At 71.9% G+C, this 11683-nt stretch carries 11 protein-coding genes and 1 pseudogene; 2 read left to right on the top strand and 10 right to left on the bottom strand.

The annotated features are described in order from the left end of the window. The 3 genes from ABEA26_RS32495 to bldG form a co-directional block, all read right to left on the bottom strand. Positions 1–324: sodium/proton-translocating pyrophosphatase (locus ABEA26_RS32495; RefSeq protein ID WP_345597211.1), on the bottom strand; the 324-nt coding region annotated here is incomplete at its 3' end. 365 nt (positions 325–689) lie between these two features. Further along, positions 690–1118: an ATP-binding protein gene (locus ABEA26_RS32490; RefSeq protein WP_345597209.1), complete on the bottom strand. Its 429-nt coding sequence runs from the start codon at positions 1116–1118 to the stop codon at positions 690–692. Positions 1119–1225: 107 nt separating this feature from the next. Beyond that, positions 1226–1567 (bottom strand): anti-sigma factor antagonist BldG, encoded by a 342-nt coding sequence (gene bldG, locus ABEA26_RS32485; RefSeq protein ID WP_003975386.1) that lies wholly within the window; start codon positions 1565–1567, stop codon positions 1226–1228. Positions 1568–1650: 83 nt separating this feature from the next. Here bldG and ABEA26_RS32480 point away from each other — a divergent pair, with 83 nt between their 5' ends. Further along, the gene (locus ABEA26_RS32480; protein WP_345597207.1) at positions 1651–4140 is read left to right on the top strand and encodes a DEAD/DEAH box helicase; all 2490 of its coding nucleotides are present in this window, start codon (positions 1651–1653) and stop codon (positions 4138–4140) included. Positions 4141–4327: 187 nt separating this feature from the next. Here ABEA26_RS32480 and ABEA26_RS32475 read toward each other — a convergent pair. The 7 genes and pseudogenes from ABEA26_RS32475 to ssd form a co-directional block, all read right to left on the bottom strand. Then, a pseudogene (locus ABEA26_RS32475) lies at positions 4328–4639 on the bottom strand (Rv3654c family TadE-like protein); the annotation flags it as partial. Between the two features lie 167 nt (positions 4640–4806). After that, positions 4807–5136 carry a TadE family type IV pilus minor pilin gene (locus tag ABEA26_RS32470; RefSeq protein ID WP_345597205.1) on the bottom strand — a complete coding sequence of 110 codons (330 nt, stop codon included), beginning with the start codon at positions 5134–5136 and terminating at the stop codon, positions 4807–4809. A 106-nt stretch (positions 5137–5242) separates the two neighbouring features. Beyond that, a complete protein-coding gene (locus ABEA26_RS32465) occupies positions 5243–5455 on the bottom strand; it encodes a DUF4244 domain-containing protein (protein ID WP_345597203.1) in 213 nt (70 codons plus the stop codon). A 154-nt stretch (positions 5456–5609) separates the two neighbouring features. Continuing rightward, positions 5610–6431 carry a type II secretion system F family protein gene (locus ABEA26_RS32460; protein WP_345597202.1) on the bottom strand — a complete coding sequence of 274 codons (822 nt, stop codon included), beginning with the start codon at positions 6429–6431 and terminating at the stop codon, positions 5610–5612. Next, positions 6428–7300: a type II secretion system F family protein gene (locus ABEA26_RS32455; RefSeq protein ID WP_345597200.1), complete on the bottom strand. Its 873-nt coding sequence runs from the start codon at positions 7298–7300 to the stop codon at positions 6428–6430. Before ABEA26_RS32455 ends, ABEA26_RS32460 begins: the two co-directional genes overlap by 4 nt. Next, positions 7300–8469 (bottom strand): TadA family conjugal transfer-associated ATPase, encoded by a 1170-nt coding sequence (locus tag ABEA26_RS32450; RefSeq protein ID WP_345597199.1) that lies wholly within the window; start codon positions 8467–8469, stop codon positions 7300–7302. Before ABEA26_RS32450 ends, ABEA26_RS32455 begins: the two co-directional genes overlap by 1 nt. A gap of 569 nt (positions 8470–9038) precedes the next feature. After that, complete coding sequence (gene ssd, locus ABEA26_RS32445) at positions 9039–10163, bottom strand: septum site-determining protein Ssd (protein ID WP_345597198.1); 1125 nt, start codon at positions 10161–10163, stop codon at positions 9039–9041. A gap of 667 nt (positions 10164–10830) precedes the next feature. Between ssd and ABEA26_RS32440 the strand changes: the two genes are divergently transcribed. Next, positions 10831–11676 carry an HAD family hydrolase gene (locus tag ABEA26_RS32440; protein WP_345597196.1) on the top strand — a complete coding sequence of 282 codons (846 nt, stop codon included), beginning with the start codon at positions 10831–10833 and terminating at the stop codon, positions 11674–11676. Positions 11677–11683 lie beyond the last annotated feature (7 nt).

Genomic DNA, 11683 nt, shown 5'->3' with positions numbered 1-11683 from the left:
CGATCGTCCGGCCCGCTGATTCCAATCGTCGGCGGGCAGCAGCATGAGCAGGAAGAACACGACGACGGCGAATACGCCAAGCGTGCGGAGCTGTCTGGCCAGATAGGCGTTGGCGCCTTCCTGGACGGCCGCCGCGATCTTCTTCATGCTGTCGGTTCCCTCGCCTGCCGCGAGCACCTGGCGCACCAGAACTCCCGCGAGCACCAGCGCGGCCAGCGCGACGACCGCGATGACGGCGACCAGGACGCGGTTCGAGTCGGTCAGCACGGCGGCTGCGACGGTCGAGGTGTCGCCCAACTGATGAGGGGTGGAAAGCTCCGCCATTCGTCCTCCTTGACGCTTGGGCTGAGCTCAAGATGTGGACGGGATTGTAGGTACCGGAACCTGATCAAAACAGTGCACGACAAAAAGAATTGACCTGTCAACCCGAAGGGCACAGAAGCAGTAATGCTCTTCCGGCATTAATGGCGATCACAGGGCGTGCGCATTGTCGTGATCCATAAGAGGCAGGCCGGTTCTCGCGCGAATCCGGTCGTGAATGAATTCACCTGACGCGCGCACGGCACCACTGTATGCGCGGACCTTGCCTTCCGCACATGACGAAGGGCCCTACGAGGTAGGGCCCTTCGGGTGACTCGCGTGTGACTTTCTTGGGGTCTGCGTGAGGCCTCGGGCGACCGAGGTGGGTGTCAGACCGGCGGCAGCACCGTCGGTGCGGTCGGCCAGGTCATGCGGATCAGACCGCCGCCCTCGCCGGCCGTGACCTCCACGTCGTCGACGAGTCCGCTGATGACAGCGAGACCCATCTCGTCCTCCTCGGCCTCCACGTCGTCGACGGCGCCCGGGTTTCCGGCCCCGGGTACCGCGTGCGGCGCCTCGTCGCCGACCTCGATGGAGAACTGCTTCTCCTCCTCGATCAGCGACACCTTGACCGGCGCCGTGATGCCGACGTGCTGATGCAGACCCACAGCCCGGGTGCAGGCCTCGCCGACAGCGAGCCTGACCTCGTCGAGGACGGCCTCGTCCACTCCGGCCCTGCGTGCCACCGCCGCCGCCACCAGACGGGCGGTGCGGACATGCTCGGGCAGCGCGCTGAAACGGAGTTCGACGGTGGCCATGCATCCCCCTCGGAACTACGGGCGTGCTTTCGAGGGTCCGGGCCGCCGACAGCCCGGACCTCGCTTGTTCTGCTGTGGTCCCGGGCCCAGGAGCCCGGGACCGGCCGTCAGTCGGTGGCCGCCACCGCTTCCTCGACCGAGGTGTGAATGGGGAACACCTTGGTGAGGCCGGTGATACGGAAGATCTTGAGAATGCGCTCCTGGTTGCAGACCAGGCGCAGCGAGCCCTCATGGGCACGCACCCGCTTCAGTCCGCCCACCAGCACGCCGAGCCCAGTGGAGTCGAGGAAGTCCACGCCCTCCATGTCGACGACGAGGTGGAAACTCCCGTCGTTCACGAGCTCGACCAGCTGCTCTCGCAGCTTGGGCGCGGTGTATACGTCAATTTCGCCACCGACCTCGACGACCGTACGATCGCCGACGGTACGGGTCGACAGGGACAGGTCCACGGATCCTCCAGCACCTTGCTATCGAGCGGGTCGCCCTTCGGGACACCTCGGCTTGAAGCCCCCAGGACGGTTCGCCAGCCGCGATGGCATTCAATCACTTACCGGCAGGCGTGCACGACGCCTTGGCCCCATTGTCCGTCACGCCAGTGACAGACTCGGTGCCGATGGCCAAGAATCACCGACCCGATCGACCCCCGGCGGAGCCCGGCTCCCGGCCGGATCCGGGCATGGTCCTGGACCGGCTCGCCGGGGGGCCGAACCGGGCTACGCGCATCACTCATACGGAGCACTTGCCCCCGCGTGCGGGCCGTCATGCCGTCTGGCCGGTACGGATTCGGCCGGAGGTCGTCGCGGCGGTGCGGGCCGCGGGCATCGAACACCCCTGGGCCCACCAGGCACGGGTGGCCGAGCACGCCCTGGACGGCGACTCGGTCGTCGTCGCCACCGGCACCGCGTCCGGCAAGTCCCTGGCCTACCTGGTGCCGGTGCTGTCGACGCTGCTGGACGGCTCCGAGGCCCCCAACGGACGTGGCGCCACCACCCTCTACCTGGCCCCGACCAAGGCCCTCGCCGCCGACCAGTGCCGGTCCGTGAAGGAACTTTCACAACCTCTGGGCACATCAGTGCGGACCGCGGTGTACGACGGCGACACTCCGTTCGAAGAACGCGAGTGGATCCGTCAGTACGGCACCTACGTGCTGACCAACCCGGACATGCTGCACCGCGGCATCCTGCCGTCCCACCCCCGCTGGTCCTCCTTCCTGAAATCGCTGAAGTACGTCGTCGTCGACGAGTGCCACACCTACCGCGGCGTCTTCGGCTCCCATGTCGCCCAGGTGCTCCGAAGATTGCGCCGACTGTGTGCGCGCTACGGCGCGTCGCCCGTGTTCCTGCTCGCCTCCGCCACCTCCGCCGAGCCCGCGGTCGCTGCCCGCCGGCTCACCGGCCTGCCGGTGGTCGAGGTCGCGGACGACGCCTCACCACGCGGTGAACTGGTGTTCGCCCTGTGGGAACCGCCGCTGACCGAGATGGCGGGCGAGAAGGGCGCGCCGGTCCGCCGCACGGCCACCGCCGAGGCCGCCGACCTGCTCACCGACCTCACTGTGCAGGGCATGCGTTCGATCACCTTCGTCCGCTCCCGGCGCGGCGCCGAGCTGATCTCGGTGATCGCCAAGGAACGCCTGGCCGAGGTCGACCGCGCGCTGGCCCGGCGCGTGGCGGCGTACCGCGGCGGCTACCTCCCCGAGGAGCGCCGCGCCCTGGAACGCGCCCTGCACTCGGGTGAACTCCTCGGCCTCGCGGCGACGAACGCCCTCGAACTCGGCCTCGACATCTCCGGTCTGGACGCCGTGGTGATCGCCGGCTACCCGGGAACCCGGGCCTCGCTGTGGCAGCAGGCGGGCCGGGCGGGGCGCGCCGGGCAGGGAGCCCTCGCGGTGCTGGTCGCCCGCGACGATCCGCTGGACACCTTCCTCGTCCACCACCCCGAGGCCCTGTTCGACCGGCCGGTGGAATCCACGGTCCTCGACCCCGACAACCCCTACGTTCTCGCTCCCCACCTGTGCGCGGCGGCGGCCGAGCTCCCCCTGACCGAGGAGGACCTGCCCCTCTTCGGCCCGGCCTGCGAGGAACTGCTCCCCCAGCTCGAGGAGGCCAGGCTGCTGCGCCGCCGGACCAGGGCCTGGCACTGGACGCGCCGAGAACGGGCCGCCGACCTGACCGACATCCGCGGGGAGGGCGGACGGCCGGTCCAGGTCGTCGAGGCCGGTACGGGCCGGCTGCTGGGCACGGTCGACGCCGCCGCCTCCCACACGGCGGTTCACGAGGGCGCCGTGCACCTGCACCAGGGCCGCACCTATCTCGTCCGCTCCCTGGACCTGGAGGACTCCGTCGCGCTGGTCGAGCAGGCCACTCCGTCATACTCCACGGTCGCCCGCGACACGACGGCGATCTCGGTCCTGGAGACGGACACCGAGGTCTCCTGGGGTGACGGACGCCTGTGCTACGGCTCCGTCGAGGTCACCAACCAAGTGGTCTCCTTCCTGCGCCGGCGCCTCATCACCGGTGAGGTCCTGGGCGAGACGAAACTCGCCCTCCCTCCCCGGACGCTGCGCACGCGCGCGGTGTGGTGGACGGTCACCGAGGACCAGATGGACGCGGCCCGGATCAACCCGGAGATCCTCGGCGGGGCCCTGCACGCCGCCGAGCACGCCTCGATCGGCATGCTGCCCCTGTTCGCGACGTGCGACCGCCGGGACATCGGCGGCGTGTCGGTCCCCCTGCACCCGGACACGCTGCTGCCGACGGTCTTCGTGTACGACGGCCATCCGGGCGGCGCGGGCTTCGCCGAGCGCGCCTTCCACACAGCCGTCGACTGGCTCACGGCCACCCGGGAGGCCATCGCCTCCTGCGAGTGCGACGCCGGCTGCCCGTCCTGCATCCAGTCCCCCAAGTGCGGCAACGGCAACGAACCACTCCACAAGCGGGGCGCCCTACGGCTGCTCACGGTGCTGCTGCGCGGAGCGGCGGAGGCGAGGACGGACCGGGGTGCGGAGGCAGGGGCGGAGCCGTAACCGCGACCGCAACCGCAACCGAAGGTGGAGAGAGTGCCGGAGGTGGAGAGGGGGCCGGGAAGGTGACCCGCTGCCGGCACGGAGGCGGGGCAGTCGAAACCCATTCCGTGAACCCCACCGGCGCCGTCTCGGCCACCGGTGCACCGTTCGGTGGTACGTCCGTAGCCCGGGTCCGCATGACCCGGTTCGGTGGTACGCCCGTGGCTGGGCCCGCTCTCGCCCGGACCTCCGCCGTGAACGGCCCACGGCCCGAGGCCGCCGTCACGTCCGAGATCTGACCGGTGAGCACGCACCGCACCAGCTGTGTCCCCTGGGCCCGCGCGACCCGGTCCGCCCGGGCACATGCCGCCGTGCCGCCCCGTGCCCAGTGGTCCGCCGCCGCGAGCGCCGCCAGGTCGGCACCACCGGCCGCACGATGCCGGGCCACGACGGCTTGGCCGAGGGCCAGCACGATGCCGAACACCACGCACAGAACACTGATGGCACCGACGCTCCACACCGTGGCAGATCCTTGATCGGCCCCGGCCCCGGCCCCGGCCTCGGATCGGAATCGGAATCGGAATCGGGATCGGGATCGGGATCGGGATCGGGATCGGGATCGGCATACGGATCCGAATCCGTATCGGGTGCTCCGATCGGTCACCGGCGCCGGCCGGGCACTGTCCCTCATGGCCCCACCCCCACCGTCTGCTCCACGGAAGCCACGGCCTCCTCCCGTACTTCGAAGGGCAACCCGTGCAACGCCGGTGCCTCGGCCACCACGGTCACCCGGACACGGCCCTCCTCCCGGCTGACCGTGACCCGCGCCCCGCTCGGTGCCGCCTCTCTGGCGACCTCGACGACCGCGTCGGCCGGATCCTGCCGGGCCGCCGCGCGTGCGCCCGCCCGGGCCGCGTCCACGCACTGGATCTGAGCGGCGACCACGAGCAGCCCGCACACCAGTGCCATGGCGAACACCACCAACACCGGCAGCACCACGGCAGTCTCCGCCGTCACGAACCCGTTGTCGGAGCCACCGCCGAAGCGATCGCCCGAGTGACTGTCAGAGCCACCGCCATGGTGACGGCCGGATTCTCCGTGGGACCTCCTCCCGGCTGCCCGCTCACATCCGCGCATCGAGCGCCTGCTTCACGATGCCCTGCAGCTCCGCGCTGACCCCGCCGCTCGTCACCACCTTGTAGAGCACCACGGCGAACGCCACCGCCGCGACGATCCCCATCGCGTACTCGGACGTGACCATTCCCGCGTCCTGCCGTGCCTTGCGTGCTGCTCCGCCCACCCAGGCGCTCAGTCGCGCCCGTACTGCCTGACACATCTCGCACTTCCCGCACCGTCCGCACTGTCCGCATTTTCCATACTTCTGGCACATCACAACCTCCGTATGGTCTGTTCCCGTTGCTCACTTGTTCGTCCGTCTGTCACTCGTCGGTCACTCACCCGTGGGCTCGGCGCCCGCCCGTTCCGGTCCGTCAGCCACCTCCTCCTCCGTCTCCCAGCACCCCGCCCGCGAGACCGATCACCACCGGCAACACGCCCACCGCGATGAACGCGGGCAGAAAGCACAGCCCCACCGGCGCGGTGACCATGACCGCCGCCCGGCGGGCCCGTGCCGTCGTGTTCCGGGCCCAGTCGGCACGGGCTTGAGCCGCGAGCCGGGCGACCGGGCCGGCCGCGGGCAGGCCGGACACGTCGGCCCGCTCCAGCAGCCGTGCCAGCGGGCCGGCGCCCGGGAGAGCGGCCAACGAGCGCCAGGATCCGCCAGGTTCGCCACCGAGCCGGACCTCCGCCGCGCCGCGCACCAACGCGTTCCCGACGGGCCCGCCGAGGGCATCACCCACCGCTTGGGCCGCGTCCACCGGCCCGGCGCCCGCCGCGACGCAGGCCGCGAGCAGGTCGGCCGCCAACGGCAGTTGGCGAGCGGCTTGTGCGGCAACGGCCTCCGCCGCGTCCGTACCGACGGCCGATCGTCGTGAGCGCCGACGCCACACCCCTGCCGCGCCCACCAGCCCCACCACGACGCCGACCACACCTTCGACCAGGAACCACCCGGCAACCACCGTGCCCACCAGCGGCAGCCAACTGCGGACGGCGCCCAGCACCTCGGCGCGCCGGGAAACGGCCCGAGCCGGTTCAGGGGTCAGCAACCCGGTGAGCCGCCTGCGTACCGCCCGCTCCCGCCGCGCGGCTCCGAACCCGCGCGCCAGCCATCCGGCAACCAACACCGTCGCCACCACTGCCCACAGCGCCGCCCACACCGTTGCTCCCAGCCTGTGGACGACATCCCCGTTCACGACACCGCCTCCGCTCCTCGTACGATCCGCGACACCCACCACAGCCCCAGGCCCTCCAGCACCCCGCCGGCCAGCAGACAGCCCAGCCCAGCTCCGGTGTGCAGCAGCACGTGCAACGGGTCGGATCCGAGGGCGACACCGAGCAGGAGGCCCAGGGCCGGGAGACCGGCGAGCATCACCGCCGTGGCGCGAGAGCCCGCCAACTGGGCGCGCAGGTCGGAGCGCTGGTCCCGTTCGGCGCGTAGCGCGCCCTCGAGCCGATCGAGCCCGGCCGCGAGTCCAGCACCCTGGTCGACGGCGACCCGCCAACACGCCGCCAGCCCTCTCAGCCCCTCGGCACCCGGCTGCCGTGCCGCCACCGCCAGCGCGCCCGGCACGTCACCGCCGAACCGGGCCGCTGCCAGCACCGCCGCCTGCCCGTCACCGAGTGCTCCGGAGTCGTGGGCGGCATACAGCAGCGCCTCACCCGGCTGCCGCCCCGCCCGCACCTCCCCGGCGAGCGCTCCGCAGAGCGCGATCACCGCGTCCTGCCCGCGCTCCCGGTCCCGCCGCGCACTGCCTGCCAACCGCGTCCGCCGCAGCACGGGCACCCCGGCCGCCCCCGCCACGACCGGCAGCACCGAACCGCCCAGCACCGCCAGCACCAGTCCGGCCGCCAACGACCACCACTCGGGCCTCAGCCGACCACGGACGCGCCTCAGTCCGTCCGCCAGCCGGCGCCGCGTTGGCGGCCCGAACCCGGCCGCCCCGCCACCGGCGAGCACCAGTCGCGCCCGCCGCGCCCCGGAGTGCCAGCCACTCCCGGCCAGCCACGCCGCCGCCGACAGACACGCCAGGGCCATGCTCGTCGACAGTCCACCCGTCCCCATCACCTGTGTGCCTCCAGTCCACCGGTCCGCGTTTCGGTCCCGTCGCCGCGCAGCAGCTCCCGCAGCCGCTCCCAGCCGCGCTCGGCCACGAAGGCCTCCCCGCCCCACCGCAGTGCCGGCACCGTCCGCACCAGCCCCGACGGGTCGCGCTCCAGTACGTGCACCTCGGCGATCCGGCGCCGTCCGGTTCTGTCCCGTACCAGGTGCAGGACCACTGAAAGGGCCGCCGCGAGCTGGCTGTGCAGGGCCGCCCGGTCGAGGCCTGCGGCAGTGCCAAGCGCCTCCAGTCGGGCCGGTACGTCGGCGGCGGCATTGGCGTGCACCGTCCCGCAGCCGCTGTGACCGGTGTTCAACGCCGCCAGCAGGTGGATCACTTCGGCGCCGCGTACCTCGCCGACAACGAGCATGTCCGGTCGCATGCGCAGCGCTTGTCGCACCAGGTCCTCCAAGGTGACCAGGCCTGCTGCCTCTTGGTTGGCGGGTCGGGTCTCCAGGCGGACGACGTGCGGATGGTCCGGTCGCAGTTCCGCCGAGTCCTCGGCGAGCACGATGCGCTCGTCCGGTCCGACGAGGCCGAGCAACGCACTCAGCAGCGTCGTCTTACCGCTGCCAGTGCCGCCGCTGACGAGGAAGGACAGCCGTGCTCCCAACAGCGCGCGCAGGACGCGGTCACCGCCGGGCGGCACGGTGCCCGCCGCCGCCAGTTCGTCGAGCGTGAACGCGCGCGGCCGGACCACCCGTAGCGACAGACAGGTGCAGCCGACGGCGACCGGGGGCAGTACGGCGTGCAGCCGGGTGCCGTCGGGCAGCCTGGCGTCCACCCAGGGCCGGGCGTCGTCGAGCCGGCGTCCGGCGACTGTGGCAAGGCGCTGCGCAAGCCGCCGTACGGCACCGGCGTCCGGAAAGGAAACCGTCGTCAGCTCCAGTCCGCCACCCCGGTCCACCCAGACCCGGTCCGGGGCGGACACCAGCACGTCGGTCACCGACGGATCTGCGAGCAGCGGTTCCAGCGGTCCGCTTCCGACCAGCTCCGACCTCAGCTGCTCAGCGGCACCGAGGATTTCGGCGTCCCCGAGCACCCGGCCCTGCTCCCGCAGTGCCTGCGCCACTCGGGCGGGCGTCGGCTCGGCCCCGCTCTCCGCAAGCCGGCGCCGGACGCCGTCGAGCATCCCGGGGGCGGCGCCCAGACCTCTCCGTGAGGCCTCTGCCCGAGGCCAATCGGACGTCGGCCCCGTGAACCGCCCCTGGGCCGCACTCGTCGATGCGGAGATCCTGCCGGAAACCGATCTCGAGAGCGTTCCTGACACCGGCCCCGAGGACCACCCGAAGTCCGCTTCCGAGCTATCCGGGGAGGTCCCTCCCGGGACATCCCGGGAAATCGCTCCCGAGGCATCCGGGGAAGGCGCTCCCCAGAGACCCGGGGAAGTCGCCCCCGAGGACCTCCTGGAGGCCCAGCCCGGGACCGCCCGGCCGGTCGGCCCTGCGTTCCTACCGGTAGCCCGGCGGCCCGGCCCTCCACTCGGGGTCCGTCCCGAGGGCATTTCGGAGGCTCCGCCCGGCGCCTGCTCGTCGGCGGGGCCCGGTGCCACTTCGGAGTCCGTCCCTCCGGACGCCCGAGGGGCCGGCTCGACCGCGGACTCGCCGACAGCCGGTCCCGGCCACCTGCCTCCTGCTCCCTCGGCCGGCACGCCACCGGCGCGCGTGCCGCCACCGACCCTCTGTGAGCGCACCGACGCCCTCATGCCGCCCCGCCCGTCTCCACCAGCGCGCGCTCCCAGAACTCCCGGCAGAAGCGCGCCAGCGGCCCGCGTGCGGACGCGCCCGGAGGGCGCCTGCTCTCGGTGGCGCGCAGGAGCCCGGATTCGACGGGCACCTCACCGGCCAGAGGCAGTCCGAGCAGCCGGGCGACCTCCCGGTCGTCGAGGCCGGAGGCGTACGGCCCCCGCACCGCGACGCGGAGGTCGCGCAGAACCATGCCGACGGCCGTGGCCACCCGGTCGGCCGCCGCGACGGCCCGCAGTTCGGCCGGTACGACGAGGAGCCCGACGTCGAGCTGGGCGAGCACCTCGGCGACGCCGTCGTCGACCCGGCGCGGCAGGTCGACGACGACCGTGCCGCCCCTGCGCCGCGCCGCCGCGAGCACCGCCCGTACGGCCTGGGGCGGCACCGTGACACGGTCGCCCCGGTCCCAGCTGAGCACCCGCAGCGAGTGCAGCTCGGGCAGCGACTCCTCCAGGGCGCCGCTGCCGACCCTCCCGCGCGAGGCCGCGAACGCGGGCCACCTCAGCCCCTCTGCCGTCTCGCCGCCGAGGAGGACGTCGAGACCGCCACCCAGCGGATCGGCGTCCACGAGGAGGCTGCGCAGCCCCTCCCGGGCGGAGGTGACAGCCAGTGCGCAGGCCAGGGTGGACGCTCCGGCACCGCCCCGGCCGCCGATCACGCCGACGGTGAGAGCGGGCCGTCCAACGCCCTCGGCGACGTCGGCGATGCGGTCGACCAGCCACTGCTCGCCGTCGGGCAGCATCAGGACGTGGTCGGCGCCGATCTCGACGGCCCGCTGCCAGACTCCCGAGTCGTCCTGGTCACGGCCCACGAGGACCACTCCTCGTCTCCGCGCGGCACCGCGCACACGCCGCGCGGCGTCGTCGCCGACGAGGACGAGCGGCGCGGCCTCCCAACTGCCCCGCTGTCCGGAGGAGGCGGGTGCAGCGGGCACCGAGTGGTGTACCTCCGGCGTGGCGCCGGCGGCCGCGCACAGGCGCAGCAGGTCGTCGAGGAGCTCGGTGTCCTCGGTGACGATCAATGGCCCGCCCTGCCGCCCTCCGGCGGCGTGCGGTGGGTCGTGGGTGATGGTTCCGGTCATGGTCTGTGTCCCCCTTCGCTGCGACTCCCGCGGTCGCGCCCGACATCCGTGATCTCGCACAGCCCTGTGGCCCTGCGGCACCTCACCGTGTGATGAACCGGCAACCGGTCCCCACACGAGCGGCCGGCGTGAACGCCCGAGGTGACCCCGACATGTACGTCGGCTTGAACTTCGGTCGAGCCCGCCATACACGTCCTGCAAACAGAACCGGCCGTAGAACTCGGCGCGGCCAGGACGCATGGGAATCACGGTGCGGCGATCCGGGAAATCGTGTGGATCTTGGTCAAAAACTGTGGACGCCTCGATGGCTGTGAATATCGCCTTCACCCGAACCAGTGAGCCCCACCACACCCCGCTTCACCTCGCGCAGGACTCTCGCAACGCAGCAACCCGACTACTCTGCGTAGATAGTCATGCGCATGACAATTCGCTCCTCGGTGCCACCGCGATGAGCGGCCTGGAGCAGGATGAAGAGAGGAAAAACCCACCCGGACATGCGACGACCCCCGCCGGGGGGGAGAGCGGGGGTCGTCTCCACGGCCGACTCGGGGGGGAGGAGTCGGACCGGGTTAGCACGGTCGCGAACGATCCGTGACTTCCATGGTGTACCCGAGAGCCATCTCAAGCAAACCCACGCGCCCCACCTTACGCCGAATGGGCTGCGCCTATGCTCAGGCTCGTGGAAAACCACTCCTTGCCCCACTCCATGCCCCGCGCGGCGGCCTTCTTCGACCTGGACAAGACGGTCATTGCGAAGTCGAGCACGCTCACCTTCAGTAAGTCGTTCTACCAAGGCGGGTTGATCAACCGCAGGGCTGTCTTGCGTACCGCGTATGCCCAGTTCGTCTTCCTGGCGGGCGGGGCCGACCACGACCAGATGGAGCGGATGCGCGAGTACCTCTCCGCGCTCTGCCGCGGCTGGAACGTCCAGCTGGTCAAGGAACTCGTCGCCGAGACCCTGCACGACCTGATCGACCCGATCATCTACGACGAGGCCGCCTCACTGATCGAGGAGCACCACACCGCCGGCCGCGACGTCGTGATCGTCTCCACGTCGGGCGCCGAGGTCGTCGAGCCGATCGGTGAACTGCTGGGCGCGGATCGTGTGGTGGCGACGCGCATGATCGTGGGCGACGACGGCTGCTTCACGGGAGAGGTGGAGTACTACGCGTACGGCCCGACCAAGGCGGAGGCGATCCGGGAGCTGGCCGAGTCCGAGGGGTACGACCTGACCCGCTGCTATGCCTACAGCGACTCGGCGACCGACCTGCCGATGCTGAAGTCCGTCGGCCATCCCCACGCGGTGAACCCGGACCGGGCTCTGCGCCGAGAGGCTCTCGCGCGCGAGTGGCCGATCCTCGATTTCCATCGCCCGGTACGGCTCAAGCAGCGGATCCGGCGCTTTTCCGTACCACCGCGCCCGGCTCTCGTCGCCGTCGCCGCGGTGGGCGCCGCGGCGGCCACCGCGGGCATCGTCTGGTACGCGAGCCGACGGCGAACCACGGCGGCCTGACCGGCCC

This window comes from Streptomyces marokkonensis, from assembly GCF_039539045.1.
Taxonomy (GTDB): domain Bacteria; phylum Actinomycetota; class Actinomycetes; order Streptomycetales; family Streptomycetaceae; genus Streptomyces; species Streptomyces marokkonensis.
The sequence above is the reverse complement of the archived record's forward strand: the minus strand, read 5'-3'. Positions and strand labels throughout refer to the sequence as shown.